The sequence below is a fragment of the Methanosarcina subterranea genome (assembly GCF_055385895.1).
In genome coordinates, this window is sequence record NZ_AP042426.1 from 3,481,140 (window position 1) to 3,498,526 (window position 17,387).

Sequence of the window (17,387 nt, forward strand, 5' to 3'; positions counted from 1 at the left end):
GACATGTTCTCTATTACGCAGGAAATTGACTGTTATATTACATGCATCACCGGTTCCGACCTTTTGCCGGTAATAGGAATAGAAGCATTCCTAGCTCTAATATTTTTCACGTTTTATCTCAAAGCTGGAAAACCGGCCTTCAGGCTTGCTTCGTTCATTGCTGGACAGCTATTCATGGTACTGCTTATAGGTACGGTTATTTCGGCTATGCAGTGCAGTCAAATGCTGACAATCGAGATCTACACAGCCTACGCGGTTCTTTCAACCGCAATTGTCATGCTCCTGCCAAAAGTATATTATAAAATCCTGATCCGAAAATACAGTGCTCAGCCAATTACTGAAATAGTGGACTGGCCTCAAGCATTTGTAAATGATTTAATCGAAGGAGCAAAAGTGTATTATTACGATTCAGCAGTGCCCGCAGCTTTTGCTTCGGGAAAAGTTATTTTTTTATCAATCGGGATGCTTGAGCTGATGGACGAAAAGGAATTAAAGGCTGTAATTGCCCATGAAGTATGGCATATCAGGTATAATAACAGGACTCCTTTATTGAGACAATTATCTTTCATGACTTTTACGAAAAACCATTCAGAAGATGAACTTGAACTTCTTGCTGACGCTTTTGCTGGAAAAGTTGTTAGCGAAAGTGCAGTAAAATCAGCAAGGGCAAAACTGAACTAAAACTCAGATTTTTTAATTATTCTTTTCTCTCTTTAACTCTTTTTCTTTCTTCTTTTTGGGCAGAGCCACATGACAAACTGATGAAGATGTCCTGTATTATGATAATTAAAAATCGGCTTTCAAGAATGATCAAGAATAACTCAGAATTTGGAATGTTCTTACTTTTTCATATTATGTAGGGAGCATCGCAATCTATTTAAGTTCACAATTGTTATCTATAGCTAAGTTCACAATTGTTAATTTACCTGGTTAAAAATTGAAAGTAGTAATGCTTGTTGAAAGTTTGCCGGGCTCATATTGTGGCTTCGAATTTTATCGAGTGTATAAATATGGATACCGAACTGAGTGCAACTGTCAAGGCAGACCTGCTGAGCATAGGAAGTGTTCGAGTAGATCCGGCACTTTTTCCTGCGCAGCTCAAGAGTGTGGCTACAGCCGGGCCCGGAGCAGGTGGATCTTCTATCTTTTTGAGGTCAGGAGATCGACGGGTACGCCTTACGATTAATGATCTTTCTCCTTTGCGTGCAGTGCCAGAAGATGGAAACGTAGTCCTCATGAAAGGTGATGATGTAATTGCCAGAGGCATGCTTGAACGCCCTCTCTGCCACTGTCCTGAACAGGCATACATTACACTGTCCGAGAAATGCATATACGATTGCCAGTTTTGTCCCGTGCCGAAAATGCAGGGCGGGATAAAGGACAGCAAAAAGGTACACCAGATGGTTGCGGAAGCTTATGCAACAGGTGAACTGAAGGCAATTTCCCTCACAAGCGGGGTAGCTGTATCTCCAGAAAAAGAGGTTAAGAGGATGGTGGATATCGTAAAACAGCTCACACGTGAGTACGATCTCCCGATAGGTGTCTCTGTCTATCCCACAGCAAGTTCATCAGCAGAACTTTATTCTGCAGGCGCATGCGAGATAAAATACAATGTTGAGACTATGGACCCCGAGCTTTTCCGTCGTGTTTGTCCGGACCTCTCGCTCTACACAGTTCTTGATGCTCTCGACACTGCAGTGAATGTTTTCGGCAGAAATCGGGTATCTTCAAACTTTATAATTGGCCTTGGAGAAAGTGACGAGACTGTCCGAAAAGGCATCAAACGCCTTACTGACCTGTGTATAATTCCAATTATCAGACCTATATCTCCACACCCTCTAAGGAAAGATACGATAAACATTCATCGACCGGATGCTGCACGGCTTCTAAAACTGGGAAGTATGCTCAAAGAGATGCTCGACTGTCAGTCCCTCTGTGTAGAAAAATCGAAAACAATGTGCCTTCTCTGTACTGGCTGCGACCTGACACCTCATAGAGATATTTGAAATTATATCAGCTGAAATCGTAATTGATTTGACTTGCAATCAACTTGGAAATCATGATTAACTCCTAATTCGATATTGATTAGTTCCGACCCATAGCTTTTGAGGTCTTGGTCCTATTTTTGCGTGTACTCATGTGATGACAACTCTTCGGGCAATCCTTGAGGAGTATCATAGTTTCGAATTAGTCCATTCCTTCCAATTTATTTCATTTTTTAACCCAATTAGGAAATATATTATTGATTTTTTAGCTTTAAAGGATAATATTTTAGAATTTATGGAAAAGCTTATAAAAGCCAGATCTAATCCTTTGAATACATGACACAGCAATTTACTCTCACCATTGAATCTGGAAAGAACAGACTTGGAGAACAGGAAGGATTTGACAGTATAGAGATCAGGCCCGGAGACACCCTGTCAATAGTTGGTCCGACAGGTTCGGGAAAATCTGCTTTAATCAATGATATCGAAACTCTTGCTCAGGGAGATACCATAACAGGTAGAAGGATCCTCATTAACGGGGAGGAACCTCCCGAGGCCTTCGTACGTGAGCCTGCTTTCAAACCCATTTCCCTGATAACTCAGAATACACGCTGTCTGGCAGACCTTTCTGTCGAAGAATTCCTGCTCATGCATATAAGGGCACGGAGACCAGGCAGGGAAGATCTGCTCGATGAAACAATAAACCTTGCAAACACATTTACCGGCGAAGAGATCAGCCTTAAAAGCCGGATGAGCGGTCTATCCGGAGGACAGACACGGTCTCTTATGATTGCAGACGCACTTGTGATCGGCGACACTCCTATACTTCTCCTTGACGAGATTGAGAACGCAGGGATCTTCAAAGACCGCGTCATCCAGTCTCTTCAGGGAGGAAACAAGGCTGTTATCCTTGTAACACACGACCCTTATCTGGCTCTTACAGCCGGCAGGCGGATAGTTATGAGGCAGGGAGGAGTTTCCTCTGTGATCGAACCAACAGGACAGGAGCAGGAACTTATTGAAGACCTTACTTTAATCGAAGACAGACTCCATCAGCTTAGAGAAAGACTCAGACTTGGAGCTTCTTTTTCCTCAGGTTCTTCGTCCGGTTCTTCAGAAGTTTTAATGGCTGCAGTTAACAGGGTGTGATTTAAAATGAAACTCCTTATAATCGCAGGTCCTCCAAGCGGAGGAAAAACTGCTGTAATTCGCCAGATAATTAAGAATTTGCCTGACGGCTCACTCCCCGCCTTTCTCAAGATTGACGTCGTGCATGCAACAGAAGATAAGGAACTTGCAGAAGAATTCGGCATTCCTGTCAAAAAGGTATATTCAGGAGATGTATGCCCTGACCATATGGGAATCCTTGTCCTTGACGACGCACTGCGCTGGGCTGAGAGCCTCTCAAGGAATATCCTGATTATTGAAAGTGCAGGGCTATGTCTCAGGTGTACTCCTTACACAAAATACTCCCTTGGAATCGCAGTTGTCAGCTCGATCTCAGGAACAAATTCGCCTTTCAAAATGGCACCTCTGCTCGCTCTTGCAGATGTAGCAGTCGTTACGAAAACCGACCTTGTTTCACAAGCAGAAAAAGAGGTCTTCAGGGAAAGCATCAGAAAAGTCGTCCCTGATATTGACATTGTTGAGACAAATGCAATTCAGGGTACAGGCCTCAGGTACCTCATGCGAAGAATTGTCAATCAGCCAGAAATCGGGCCGGACCCCATAGTGCTCAGAGGCAACCCTCCTCTCGGCGTCTGTACGGTGTGTATCGGGAAAAAAGAGATCGGGTGGAAGAACCACTTTGGAGTCATCCGACCCCTGGATATGCCGGAGCCCCTATATAGAGGTGACTGATGGTGATTAACTGGAACCCTCCGGGTAAAAACTGTGGGGCTTGCGGTTCCCAGACCTGTTCAGACTTTGTTTCCAGGATTGAAGCCGGGTCAGCAGAAGTAGACCTGTGTCCGTTTTACAATATGGAAAATACCCTGCGCCCGGAAAAAATTGCAAGCAGAGGAAGTATTGAGCTTCAGGTAAGAAACGCTGCTTACTCAGGCGTTGATGTTGCCGGAAAAGAATATGACTTTGTTCTCCTTCCGTTCCCTGGAGAGCCTTCAGCACGCAAATTCATAGTGCCTTTCAGGGCAGACCTTGTGGAAAAATGGAACATTAAAAAAGGAGACCTCGTAACCGGCAGGCCGGCGGGGCCGGGATGCCCTCTTTATCATGCTTTAAGAGTTCTCAGCGCAAACCCTATCACGGGTGTACTTGAGTGCCATACGGTAGGCCCAATGGCTGCAAGAAAAGAAGATGCCCACGATGTCCAGGCATACCACGTCCATGCTTTCGAAGGGATTGTCAGCGTTATAAAGAAGCCTCCTGTCCTTGGAACCAGGCAATATTTCCTGCCCGGCAACTGCATGATTGATCTTGCACACACCGCTCTTGTGAACATGGTTTTTAAGAAGCCTTCTGGAACTCATGTTCGGCTTGAGGATATTCGGATATTATAACGGCTATTGAATAATCGCTATATCATGAAAATGGGATAATATGAAAACTATTGAAGAGATAAATGAGAAGATCGCCAATAAAGAAGCGATAATTCTAACTGCTGCCGAACTCAAGTCCATGGTACGTGACGGAAAAGAGGTGACTATTGATGATGTGGATGTGGTCACGACCGGGACCTTTGGCGTAATGTCCGGCACGATGGCAGTTATGATGGTGCCTGTTGCTGGAAAATGCAGTTTCGAGAGGGCGGACGCAATCTGGCTGAACGGGGTGCCTGCCCAGCCCGGGCCCTGCCCGAATGAAAAACTCGGGGTTGTGGATCTTGTAATAAACGGGACAGCTCATGCAAATGCCAGGTACGGAGGTGGGCATCTTTTCCGGGACCTTGTAGAAGGAAATGAGATTGAGGTACTTGTGGAAGCGCATGGCAGAAGATATGAAAATCAGGTTACGCTTGAGGATATCGACTTTGCCAGGATAATTACCACAAGGCTTGCGTTTAAAAATTATCATGCATTGATAAATCCCACATCTTCCACAATCAGCACCATTTTCTCTGTGACAGGCCTGACAGGTCCTTTTACGGAAACAACGGTATCAGGATGTGGAGAAATAAATCCTCTGCAAAATGACCCTTCCCACAGGTCAATAGGCGTGGGAACAAGGGTCCTTTTAAATGGCGCACCTGGGTATATCATGGGGAAAGGAACCAGGGCCAGCCCTGATAAGCCGAACGTGTCAGCTTATGCAGACATGAAAGGAATGGACCCGAAAATGATGGGTGGGATGAAAACCGCACACGGGCCTGAATGCCTGACCTCGCTTGCAGTTCCTATCCCTGTCCTTGACGAAGAGATCCTTTCGGGATTAAAAATCCTGGACCAGAATGTCCCATTACCCGTATCAGACGTAAACGGACGCACTGCACATGCAAAAGTAAACTACGGGCACATATGGGGAGGCACTGATAAAGTCATCCGCGTCGAAAAAGAAAAGTGCCTGCACCATCCGGACTGTGCTGCAATGCGCACCTGCCCCACGGAAGCGATCTCAAATAATTGCGTTATCAACAGAGACCTTTGCATTAACTGCGGGACCTGTACCCTCCAGTGTTCCGAAGGAGTGTTCCATGCAAGGCTTGGTTCCATAGAACTGGCTGAAGGGATTATACCCGTATCATTGAGGCAGTCAGACAGGGCAAGGGCAGAAAGGCTCTGTATGATCCTTAAAAACAGTATCCTGAATCAGGAGTTCGTGCCTACGAAGATGCTGGAACCTCTCTAACGAATTCCAGATTTATGAAATTACTCTGTAACCTCAGTACCGGTATCACATCAGCCACAAATATTGCAGAAAATAGCTGCATAAATAGTTCAAATTACTGGACACTCCAATAATCACTGATAGTTCTATCAGGAACTTCTGGGTCGATGTGATACCAGCACGCATAACCGGAAAAATCATTTCATTTTTTGAAATTCTGGATTTTTGTCCATTCATTGATACACAGCTGGTATTTTTCATGGTAATAGAAAAAATTGAATCTGACATTTGTACTCGTCGGGAAAGCAAAGGTATCCGAAAAAGTGATGCTGAAAAGCAGGATTGCTCGAATTCCAAATCCTTTCACTCCGAATACAGGGTTCAGACAGAAGTTGTTATAGTCCGCTATGGAGAGCTTGCTCTTAAAAGCTCAGGTGTTCGGAACTGGTATGAGAAAATTCTCATGAAGAACATTGCCGCAATGCTGGACTCAAAAAATATTCCATACTCTCTTATGCGGAGAGAATGGGGAAGGATATTTGTTGAGACTAAAGATCCTCGCGCGGCTCAGGCGTCTGCAGACGTTTTTGGGGTAGTATCAACCTCACCTGCATTAATGACAGAACCGAACCTTGAGAGTGCAGCCGAAACCTGTGCCATTCTTGGAACGGACCTTATTCGGGAAGGTGAATCTTTTGCTATCCGGGCAAGAAGAAGTGGAAACCATCCTTTCTCTTCAGCTGATATAGGTAAAACCTGCGGAGATGCTGTCTGGAATGCACTTGAAAACGAAGGAAAACATCCCAGGGTTGACCTTAGCTCTCCTGATAATGAAATTTTTGTAGAGATGAGGCAGGACTTGGCTTACGTTTACCTGGAAACGGTTAAAGGAGTTGGAGGGCTTCCCCTCGGCACGCAGGGCAGCATGGTAGTGCTGATATCTGGAGGTCTCGATTCTCCTGTTGCAGCCTGGCTCATGATGAAACGGGGCTTGATGATCACTCCTGTTTACTGCAACAACTCTCCTTATGCGGAGGATGCGGCAAGAGAGCGTGCTTTTGACTGCATCCGGCAGCTTCAGAGGTGGGCTCCAGGGTATCAGTTTACTACCTACGAGATTCCCCATGGTCCCAACCTCAGGTCTTTCATAGAAACATGCAATCGAAAAAACACCTGTCTCCTCTGCAAGCGCATGATGTACAGGGAAGCCTATGAGGTTATGAAAAAAGAAGGGGCAAGCGGAATTATCACCGGCTCTTCCCTCGGGCAGGTAGCCTCCCAGACTGCTGCCAATATGCATGCCGAAATTTATCAGCTGTCTATCCCTATTTATCACCCTTTGATTGCTCTTGATAAAACGGAAATCATGGATATAGCCCGCAAAATCGGAACCTATGATATTTCCAGTAGGCAAGCAGGAAGCTGTGGTGCCGTTCCGGAGCGTCCCGAAGTAAAGTCAAATTATGACCTTATAATGCTCGAAGAACAAAAACTGGACAGCGAAATCATGGTTTCAAATGCTTTAAAAGCCGCAAAAATCCTTAAACTCTGAGAAACAATCCAATTTTCTGACCCGTATGGTGTCATTCGCTCTCCTGTGTTGTTTTCGGGAGCAAGAGGAGCATTTATCGGGCCAGAGAGTTTTTTCTTGCAGTATCCTGTTTTTCTTAATACCAGCATGAATTCATCTGTTACTTTTTCTTGCGTCGCTGTTCTATTGTTTTTTGTTGATCATCCGCGGGTAAGGTAATTCCTTACCAGATGATCAGGAGAGATTTTTCAGGCACATTTTGCCCAAAAAAGCAGATTTTAGTATATATGAACGGTATAATTATCTTAAGTCACAATTGTGAATCGAACGATAGAATAACGGAAAGAATATCACCGGGCTGCAGATCCATTCATGAATTAGAATCCGGATCTTAGCTTAGGGGGATTTCATAAATATGAAAGCACGGAAACTTATCAAAATAATGAACAAAATGTAAATGAAGGGAAAGTAAATGGCAAGAGTTATGATCGTAGACGATGCTGAATTTATGCGAATGGTGGTCAAGGAAACTCTTATGAAACACGGACATGAAGTCGTTGCTGAAATGGCTGACGGGGAAGAAGCAATTCAAAAATACCTGGAAACAAAACCTGACGTTGTTTTGATGGATATAATCACACCTGCTATAGACGTAATTACATCAGATATTAATGAGGAAAATCAATTGAAAAAATTTCTTTTAATGGACCCGGATGCAAAAATGATAATGTGTTCCTCTCTTGGGCAGCAAGCCTTGATAACGGAATCGAAAAAAATAGGAGCTATGGGTTTTATAGTAAAACCTTTTGGACCTGATGAAATGCTGGATGTAATAAGAAAAATTGCTGAACCAAACTAACTATTTTGAGCAGGAAAATCCATAATACGATTTAAGCGTAACACGAAAGATCAGGAAACGAACAACAAAGCGTACTCATCCTCCTGCCAGCCTCTGGCTGCCGAGGAAGAAACTTCCTGCTTCATTCTATCTACTATTGATGAAAATGTCAGTTAAAGAAGTTAAGAAGTCGAGCGTTAAAATAAACGTAAAAGATAAGAACAGGAAAACTCTAGGACAGACATGAAGTCAAACTTCATCCGTAATGTAGTTGCTGGCTAGAAGCCACATACAAAGACTTAAGCAATTCTTTCGTTCCGGCTTTGATAATCATCCCTAATTTTAGTACAGGTTACTAAGGAGTATACATATGCTTCATATGCAGACTCCTTATGCATAAATCATGATCGAATCAAGTCTTGCAGTACCTACTTCTGTCCAGTAATCACATGTGGTACAGTACTGAGTTTTGCTTTCTGAGCTTACTTTTAGCTTAGCATGGCATTTTGGACATATTTTTAGACTTTTCATAAATAAACCCCCTTAATACTAAAGTACCGAAACAGTTGAACTGAGAAATCGATAGCATTAGACCTTTAACTGTCTCTTCCAGTTCAAATTCAAACAATCTTAGAATATTTCACAAGCGTATTGAGGCATCGTGTAACCATAAGCAGCTTGATTTACTTAAACAAAACGTATACTAGTGAATGTACCGACCTGATAAATTTTGACCGAATTTTCAAGGAGTTTATATGATAAATGTTTTGTAAAGACATAGAGAAGCCTCCAGGCTAAGACCCTGATCGAACTCAGGATGAATGGATTTACACTCCACTACGTAGTCCTTCCTTATCTCAGCATTTTGTCGACAGTGTAACATAAGTTCTGTAAAATCACAAATCTCAAGAAGTTATTTGGTAGAAAATTCCATATCGGGAGATCAATTTTTTCATACTACACAAAAATTTGCTTCAAATTTACAGCAAATTAGGCACACTGCCCATTTGCCAGTATTATTCTACAATTTGGAGCCGCTGATTTTTTCCCAAAATTCCATAGATGTATACAATTACATGATTTCGCCAGTTTACCGATATTTTATTTAAATGGCATCCTGAAATTATTGTACAAGATAAAAGGCGACATCTTTGTATACTTCTACGGATCATGGGTCGCGAAATTGTTGTGGGTTGTATGAAATACTGTCTGTTCGTTTATGACTGAAATCCCATGCCATGTGAGGGAAATCAAATGGCAATTGGGCAACGCAAGATTCACATATGTCAAGTTACGATTTGCTATTAATGCTCACCTTTATTTTGACCTCCTTTTGGGGGAAATTATCCCTCATATTTTTTTACTTCAAAGCGGTAATCTGGGATCTGATCGGGCTAAGCGTGCCTTCAGTCTCCGAGTAGCCATTTTGCTTTTTCAGCAGTTGCTTTGTCCAAATTATGAATTTACTATCTGAAGCGGATTGAGCTGGTTGTGAGTTCATTGTCCGCGGGCTTCAGTCAATTCACAATTGTGAACTTACAATACATAATTATATTTGCTAATACTTAAACTCATTTTTTTGGGCAAAATGTGCCTGAAAATAAGGTTGTGAAGTTCGCTTACTTTAGAAACAAATGATCTTTTAAATCCGTAAAGAGCACAAATCAAGCAATTTTTGCCTCAATACTATAGCTTATCTGATTTTATTCTCTTTTTTTATGGGTGAGCAAAATGAAAAAGAGAGCAATTTTAGCTATTACACTTATATTTTCAATATCATTAGCATTCTTGCTAATATCCGGATATGCATCAGATTCCGTAGAACAGGAAGCACCTAAGTCAGACATTTATGAAAATGTAGCAGACAGTACATTAAAAGAAGATCCTGAGTTGGATCTTTCCGGAAAAGCGGCAGATAAAAAATTAGAAGAAGATCTGAAATCAGGCCTTCCTGAAAACCTAAATTATACTATAAACATATTCGGTGGAACGAAAGGGAACATAACATTAACATATTCCGACCTGAAAGCCATGGATTTCGTAAAGAGATCAAATGTGACGTATTATGACAGTACGGGCGACAAAACTGTCAGCGATTTCATTGGAATAGAATGGAATAACATTCTTGAAAAAGGAGAAGATCCAACCACAGAAGCTTATTTCAAAGTATACTCTCCTGATGGATATAATGTGGTATATACAAGAGATCAGGCAAATAATACGATCCTGGCTTTCATAGACAATGAAAAAACTTTAACTGCAGATCTCAAAGACAGTCCGGTACACCTTGTTTATGTAGACGGCAAACAGTGCCACTGGGTGACCTTGCCAGTAAAAATAGAGATATCCTCGACAAATCCTGATAAAGGCAATGAAATGGAAATGAATATGAGTGAAATGAATATGAAAGAAGAAAATTCTAGTTCATAATTGTAATTCATTAGTCTGTCGGATAAGGTCATATGGAAAAAAAGGCACTGCTAGTCACTCTGGTAGTAATTGGCACAGTCGTTCTGATAGCCGGTTGTTACGCCATGTTAAACCCAAAAACAATCGGCTCCAACGAATATGTGTTTATGGAGCATTATGTAGAGATCCAAGGCTTTCTTGCCGGCAACCCTGAAATCAACGCGTACGTGTACATGGGTTATCCTACCTACAATTCTACTACCAGCCAGAACCTCCTGAAAGCAACATGGTTTCCGCCTCTCAATGAAAGCCTTAAGGCCATGTTAGGGGATGGAAAAGGAATAGGAAAAGAGGGCTGCCACGGGGGAGAAATGTATCTTTATGGGGCGTATGAACTGCCGTACAAAAAAGACAATATCACCATAAAGAGCGTTGACAAAAAAGGTACAGTATACCTGGATTACAACGGTGAGTCTCTGGTCCTCAATCCCGGAGACATCTGGTATAATAATAGTTCAAGAATCGAGATCATTCATTTTACCAATAGCACAATGGACGAAGATGTAAAAGTTAACATATCTGTCATGGACCGCATCAGGAATTTTGGCATATTTACCAAAGGGTTGGATTAATAAGAATGACTGAAAAAAAGTTTTCTAAGTGGACGTATTCAGTAGTTGCAGCTCTTATTCTGGTGAGCATTATTGTCTGTGGGTTTTACGCATTCGGTCAAATTGGCGAGAAAAACAAATACACATTAAAAGCCAGTGTGACAAACGATTGTACAGGCACCCCCTGGTTTGTCGGAAGCCAGCAAGGTTTTTTCAAAGAACAGGGCCTCGATTATATTGACGTTGGCCAGACTGTAGCTACACAGAGGTCTTATGCTCTTGCGCTGGGACAGATCGATGTCCTTGATGCTGATCCTTTAACACTTGTCAATCTGCTCAAATCGGGTGTAAAAGTAAAAGCTGTTGCCCAGAGTGGGATATCCCCTGAGGATGGAAACAAAAACACGGAATACCTTCACTGGGATGTACGCAGAGACAGCGATCTTACATCATTTGAATCTATCAATAACAGTAACAGGACCATAAAGATCGGAGTAGGGGCTCTCGGGTGCAGTTCCGACCTGCAGACGAACGCGCTTTTAAGAAAATACGGAATACCAGTAAGCAAAATAGAATATATTGTAATACCTGAACAGAACCAGCAGCAAGCCCTTAGAGAAGGCATTATAGATATCGCAGTCCTGCAGACTGCATATCACGGGTGTGCTCGACTTCGTTTAAATGCAAGGTCCCTGGCAAGCAGCTCTGATGCTCTTGGTGAGGCAGGAGGAATGACCCTTCTTATATGCAGGGAAGATTTTATAGAGACGCATCCTGAAACAGTGGAGAAGTTCATTAAAGGATATAAAGAATCGGAGCGCTGGTGCAATGATAATCGTAAAGAAGCCGGAAATATCACTGCTGAGAGGCTTGGACTCTGTGAAGGAGGGGCGGTGTCTCATTATTATAGCGATGAAGGAGATGTAAATGAGACTCAGCTGCAGATCTGGCTTGATGAAATGGCTATGCAGGGCCTTATTAGTCCTGGAGAGTACAACGTATCGGACCTGTACACAGACCGGTTCAAAAATGCATGGTAATTTTGTCCCTCAAAAGCAAATTTTGCCTTGATTTTTCCGAAAAAAGGGTGATCGATACAATAAATGCTGGTTTATCTACTTTAATATATTCCGACGCCAATCCCTGATTGTGATACATATCGGTAATTGATGCATGAAAATTTGGAGTAGGTTACTCCTTCCTATTCTTTCAAATCTCCGATATCACAGCTTTTTATTTCAGGCATTCAGGAGTTTTTGAATGAGTAAAGTAAATCTTAAAGAACCGAAGGTAGTTATACGTGAAGTCCGGCTTGGCTCAATTACCGGATTTGAAGGAACTGCTTGCAAACTGGTACAATGCTCCCGTTCAGGAAAACTGAACGATAGTGTAAGAAGCTTTAGCCAATGCATGGGTTGCAGTTCTCTTAATGCTTTTTGCCAGCTCTCAATGATAACTGACGCAGCAGTCATTAATCACGCACCTGTTGGCTGTTCCGGAGATTTTTTTACTTTTAATTTCGTTTACCGCGTTGGGCAGATGGAAAGAAATCTGCCGCCTGCAATGGGGAGATATTTTAATACAAATATTGAAGAAAAAGACACAATTTTTGGTGCAACACAAAAACTTGAGGAGACAATCCGGGAGGTTTTTTGCAGGATAAGACCAAAAGCGATTTTCATAACAACATCATGTGCTTCTGGAATAATAGGCGATGATGTTGAAGCAGTTGCAAACCATTTATCTCAGGAGCTTGGAATACCGGTAGTTGCATGTTTCTGCGAAGGATTCAGGTCAAAGATATGGACAACAGGGTTTGATTCTGCTTATCATTCCATAGTTCGGAAAATAGTGAAACCCCCGCAGAAAAAAAGCAATAGAGTAAACATCATTAATTTCTGGGGCAGCCATGTTTTTGATGAACTGCTTGAAAAGCTAGGCTATGAAACTGAATATATAGTTCCTTTTTCTACAGTTGACCAGCTCGGGCATATTTCGGAAGCAGCTGCTACTATTGAAATCTGCCCAACTCTGGGAACATATCTTGGTGCCGCACTTGAACAGGTTTACGGCGTGCCGGAAATAAAATCACCTCCTGCATACGGGCTTGCAGGAACTGACAAATGGATGAGGGAACTTGGCAGAGTTCTTAACAGAGGAGTGGAGATTGAAGATATAATAAAAAAGGAGCATGAGAGAGTACTGCCGCAAATAGAAAAATATCGTTCAAAGCTAAAAGGCAAAACAGCTTATATTACTGCAGGTGCTGCTCATGGTCACGCGTTGATCTCACTTCTTAAGGACCTGGGTCTTGAAGTCCGGGGAGCTGCTATTTTTCATCATGACCCCATTTATGACAACGGAGATATTACTTCGGATGTTCTGGCCCATAGTGTTGATACATACGGGGATGTAGAAAATTATACTGTATGCAGCAAGCAGGCATATGAACTAGTCAATATCCTGAACAGGGTAAAGCCGGACATTTTGATTGCCAGGCATGGAGGGATTACTTTATGGGGGGCAAAATTCGGGATTCCTACCCTGCTTGTGGGCGATGAGCAGTTCAGCTTTGGCTATCAGGGTATTCTGAACTATGCTGAAAGAATACTGGAAACTCTTGATAACAAAGAATTTGTTACGAATCTTGCGAAACATAGTACAATGCCATACACAAAATGGTGGCTTGAACAGGACCCATTTTCCTTCCTTGGAGTTAATGAACGTGTCGAGTTTTATTGAGCAGCCGAGATATTCCTGTGCTCTTGGTGCACAGCAGTCAGTAGTGGCAATAAAAAGAGCTGTCCCCATCCTTCATGCGGGCCCTGGGTGCAGCAGCAAGATTAACAACCTCATTGGGCAGGGTGAAGGGTATGCAGGTGGGAATACAATACCATGTACAAATGTCAGTGAATCCGAAATTGTCTACGGTGGAGAACACCGCTTAAAGGAAGTAATTGAAGGTTCCTTTAGAGTTATAGATGCTGATCTTTATGTTGTGCTTACAGGCTGTACATCGGATATAGTCGGAGATGATGTGGGTAGAGTAACAGCAGATTTTCAGAGCATGGGCAAGTCGACCGTATTTGCAGAAACCGGCGGCTTTAAAAGCAACAATTATGTTAGCCATGAAAAAGTTGTTAATGCAATTGTTGACCAGTACGTCGATAAGTTCGGAAGCAAAAGAACTACTAAAAAAGGGCTTGTCAATGTCTTTTCAGTTATTCCATATCAGGACCCTTACTGGAATGGTAACCTTCAGGAATTGAAGAGAATTCTGGAGGGAATAGGGCTTGAAGCCAATATCCTCTTTGGGCAGGATTCCAGGGGTATCGAAGAATGGAAAACAATACCTGAAGCGGAATTCAACCTGGTTATCAGTGCATGGGCAGGACTTGGCATTGCTGAAAATCTTAAAAATAAATACGGCACACCATATCTGCATTTCCCTTATCTTCCAATCGGGGGCAATGAAACTTCAAAATTCCTGCGTCAGGTGGGTGAATTCGCGTCCCTTGAAGAAGCTCGAGTTGAGGGATTCATTAAAAAGGAAGAAGAAAAGTTCTACTCACATATTGAAAGAACTGCGAATTTCATGCTTGAATTTAGATATGGTATTCCCAGAAGATTCTACACTTTACTGGATGCGACCTATGCCATTGGCTTCTCCAAATTTCTTTTGAATGAGCTTGGAATTCTTCCGGCAAAACAGTTTATTGTCGATAATACTCCAGAGGAATTCCGTGAATCAATCCGAAAGCACTTTGCTGAGATCTCCGAATTCAGGTCTGCAGAGGTCGAGTTCATTATTGACGGCGGAAAAATCCATGAGGAAATCAGAAAGAATGAACATAAAAACAGGGCATTGATTCTGGGCAGCGGCTGGGAAAGGGATATTGCAAAGGAAACAGGAGCCGATCTGCTTATTATCAGCGTGCCTGTATTTTACAGGCTTGTGCTTAACTGCGGATATGCAGGATATACGGGTGGGCTCAGGGCAATAGAAGACATTTATGATAGAGTGCTTGATACTTACCGATAAGCAGATCTCGGATTAATGGGCTCAGGCTTACGCTTTACAGGTTCTGTATATTTGTATAACAAGGTGAGTGAAAATTAATCAAAGTGAAGATTAATAAAAAGAGAATCATTGAGCATAAGCTTCAAATTTCAGATTTTGTAGGATGTTAGGAGGATCGGTCAATAAATGCAGGGCTTCCAGAGTAATGTAATAATTGGTGAGCCGACCCGTACGCCGGATCGTGACAATTTCATCGGCAGCGAATCTTTGCATATACCAGTGAACTGTTGGGGATGCCACTGCAAGCCTTCCGGCAATATCTCCCTGCGTTATCCCCGGGTTCGAGAGAACTATTGAAAGAATTAGTTCAGCCGTCGGGTTCCAAAGGTGGGCCAGAACACGCCTTTCCAGGATACCATATCTCCCGTGGTTTTCATAATACCTTATGATACCATGATCCTTCATCACAACGATTTTATTTGACGATACCAGTAAGTCAATGTGGTATCGGAGTGTTTCCCGGTTAAGGTCAAGAGCCTTTCCAATCCTCCCCAGATCAATGCCCGGTTTTGCCACGATGATATCATACACTTCCTTTCGCTGCGGGTGATCAAGAACGTTCTTCGGATAGATCTTCCTAATTCCAGAAAAACTGCCATTCAGTCCGATCATTCCCTGGACACTAATTTTTTGCGCTTGCGGTTGGGAGGCATTATTGCACGGGCATGGAGAAGACTGACCTGAAGATGACCGCGGAAAGGATTCCCGTGTGGATCTGGAATTTACCTGAGCCAGCATCGGGCAGTTAACCATACAATTCATCCCGGCTTCACAGCGTTCAGGACCAGTATGCATCGAAAACATAGACGAACCTGCCGGTACTGCAAGAACCGAAAATGGTGAAGCCGCAATTGTAAGAACAAGTGCTATAATAGCACATGTAATCTTCCTGATCCAGGCCATATGTTAGTACTCTGAAAATTAAGTATATATCAATTAGCTTATCGGCAATGACCTGCGAGGGAGAATTTACTGAGTGTCCGTTAAATCTCTTAATATTCATCCAATGTCATAAAGATTCATCATTTTTCACTGTCGAGTTGTACATTAATAGATAGATTGGTGAGAACAGGTTTAAACTGCAAAATTATCCCTCTTGTAACCGGAGAAAGGAACAATAGTCTCCGGTGGAGATACAAAAATGCAGGAAATGATTACTCAGACAGCAACAACTGCTATGAATATGAACATGACCCATTATATGGAACTGCTCGCGACCAATCAGCCGTGGAATTTGCTGATATTTATGGCAATTCCAGTAATCCTTGCCGAAACGCTGACTGCAACGGAATTCTTTGTAACTTTCGGACGTCTTTATGACGGCCCCCTTCGCCAGTTCAACAAAATCGTTGGCATTGCTTTAGGATTCTATTTCCTCGGCATCTTTACATACCTCATGACGATGGTGGTGCCAAATATTGAATGGAGAGGTTACAGCGACATTCTTGCTGTAGGGTCCTATCTGAGCGGCGTAATCTTTCTCTTCGGAATTGCACTCCTTGAACTGGGTGTGATCGCGAAGAATAAGGAACAGGATTCAAAAATGAAACTGCACTTCCTGCTACTTATCGGATTCCTTGTCGTTGCCCATATTGCAATGATCTTTGGCATGCTCAATCCATCGCTACTCTGAGAACCCTGATTATACCAAAAACCAGCAAAAATGAAGAAGAGCAGTATTGAAGAGGTACTACAACGAATATTTTTGTCTCAAGGTATTCGCCACTTTAGTAGTTATTCACCACGTTAGTGGTTTTTCGAGACAGGAGACGTGGAATGTAATTTCCATTAAATATCATCATTTTGTGGATTATAAACAAGCAAAGGAAATTTATTCAGGCAGATTTTACCTCAAAAAATAGATTCAAGTATTAGTAAGTGTTATTATAAGTTGCCTAACAGAAGAGATGTAAAACAGAAGAAAAAGTGAATTGAAGCAGGTATAAACATGATAAGAGGGTTAAAGCATTGTATATCGTCCCATTCGTGGGTTTCGCATATCATCGAACCATTATTCTCCTACTGTTGTTGATTGAGCTCATTTAACTTCACCTCCTATTTTCTTTTTCTGATTATTTAATTGCTGTCAATATGTTTTTTTAGAGAAGAAATATTTTCAACGGCAAAGGAATAAAATAAGTTTGAAGGC

15 protein-coding genes are annotated in these 17,387 nt (G+C 42.3%); 14 read left to right on the forward strand and 1 reads right to left on the reverse strand.

Going from position 1 to position 17,387, the window contains the following annotated elements:
- Positions 1-3 precede the first annotated feature (3 nt).
- The 13 genes from ACZ5A8_RS15110 to ACZ5A8_RS15170 all read left to right on the forward strand — a co-directional run bounded on the left by ACZ5A8_RS15110 (position 4) and on the right by ACZ5A8_RS15170 (position 15,199).
- Positions 4-681 (forward strand): M48 family metalloprotease, encoded by a 678-nt coding sequence (locus tag ACZ5A8_RS15110; RefSeq protein WP_464530053.1) that lies wholly within the window; start codon positions 4-6, stop codon positions 679-681.
- Positions 682-1,010: 329 nt separating this feature from the next.
- Positions 1,011-2,006: a radical SAM protein gene (locus ACZ5A8_RS15115; RefSeq protein ID WP_464530055.1), complete on the forward strand. Its 996-nt coding sequence runs from the start codon at positions 1,011-1,013 to the stop codon at positions 2,004-2,006.
- 315 nt (positions 2,007-2,321) lie between these two features.
- Positions 2,322-3,134, forward strand: coding sequence for an ATP-binding cassette domain-containing protein (locus tag ACZ5A8_RS15120; protein WP_464530057.1), 813 nt, complete (start codon positions 2,322-2,324; stop codon positions 3,132-3,134).
- A gap of 6 nt (positions 3,135-3,140) precedes the next feature.
- On the forward strand, positions 3,141-3,845 hold the full coding sequence (locus tag ACZ5A8_RS15125; protein ID WP_464530059.1) for a GTP-binding protein: 705 nt from the start codon (positions 3,141-3,143) through the stop codon (positions 3,843-3,845).
- Entirely contained in the window at positions 3,845-4,504 is a 660-nt protein-coding gene (locus ACZ5A8_RS15130) for a (Fe-S)-binding protein (RefSeq protein ID WP_464530060.1), read from the forward strand. Before ACZ5A8_RS15125 ends, ACZ5A8_RS15130 begins: the two co-directional genes overlap by 1 nt.
- Before the next feature lie 40 nt (positions 4,505-4,544).
- Positions 4,545-5,789, forward strand: coding sequence for a methanogenesis marker 16 metalloprotein (locus ACZ5A8_RS15135; RefSeq protein WP_464530062.1), 1,245 nt, complete (start codon positions 4,545-4,547; stop codon positions 5,787-5,789).
- A 238-nt stretch (positions 5,790-6,027) separates the two neighbouring features.
- The gene (gene thiI, locus ACZ5A8_RS15140) at positions 6,028-7,320 is read left to right on the forward strand and encodes a tRNA uracil 4-sulfurtransferase ThiI (RefSeq protein ID WP_464530063.1); all 1,293 of its coding nucleotides are present in this window, start codon (positions 6,028-6,030) and stop codon (positions 7,318-7,320) included.
- A 451-nt stretch (positions 7,321-7,771) separates the two neighbouring features.
- A complete protein-coding gene (locus ACZ5A8_RS15145; RefSeq protein WP_464530065.1) occupies positions 7,772-8,158 on the forward strand; it encodes a response regulator in 387 nt (128 codons plus the stop codon).
- 1,710 nt (positions 8,159-9,868) lie between these two features.
- Positions 9,869-10,567 carry a hypothetical protein gene (locus ACZ5A8_RS15150; RefSeq protein WP_464530066.1) on the forward strand — a complete coding sequence of 233 codons (699 nt, stop codon included), beginning with the start codon at positions 9,869-9,871 and terminating at the stop codon, positions 10,565-10,567.
- A 104-nt stretch (positions 10,568-10,671) separates the two neighbouring features.
- Positions 10,672-11,178 carry a hypothetical protein gene (locus tag ACZ5A8_RS15155; protein WP_464530067.1) on the forward strand — a complete coding sequence of 169 codons (507 nt, stop codon included), beginning with the start codon at positions 10,672-10,674 and terminating at the stop codon, positions 11,176-11,178.
- 5 nt (positions 11,179-11,183) lie between these two features.
- Positions 11,184-12,197 (forward strand): ABC transporter substrate-binding protein, encoded by a 1,014-nt coding sequence (locus ACZ5A8_RS15160; RefSeq protein ID WP_464530069.1) that lies wholly within the window; start codon positions 11,184-11,186, stop codon positions 12,195-12,197.
- Between the two features lie 220 nt (positions 12,198-12,417).
- Entirely contained in the window at positions 12,418-13,899 is a 1,482-nt protein-coding gene (locus tag ACZ5A8_RS15165) for a nitrogenase component 1 (protein ID WP_464530070.1), read from the forward strand.
- Entirely contained in the window at positions 13,883-15,199 is a 1,317-nt protein-coding gene (locus ACZ5A8_RS15170) for a nitrogenase component 1 (protein WP_464530071.1), read from the forward strand. Before ACZ5A8_RS15165 ends, ACZ5A8_RS15170 begins: the two co-directional genes overlap by 17 nt.
- 105 nt (positions 15,200-15,304) lie before the next feature.
- Here ACZ5A8_RS15170 and ACZ5A8_RS15175 read toward each other — a convergent pair whose 3' ends face one another.
- The gene (locus ACZ5A8_RS15175) at positions 15,305-16,141 is read right to left on the reverse strand and encodes a winged helix-turn-helix transcriptional regulator (RefSeq protein ID WP_464530073.1); all 837 of its coding nucleotides are present in this window, start codon (positions 16,139-16,141) and stop codon (positions 15,305-15,307) included.
- 238 nt (positions 16,142-16,379) lie between these two features.
- On the opposite strand from ACZ5A8_RS15175, the gene ACZ5A8_RS15180 reads away from it, so the two are divergent.
- Positions 16,380-16,871, forward strand: coding sequence for a DUF6803 family protein (locus ACZ5A8_RS15180; protein ID WP_464530074.1), 492 nt, complete (start codon positions 16,380-16,382; stop codon positions 16,869-16,871).
- Positions 16,872-17,387 lie beyond the last annotated feature (516 nt).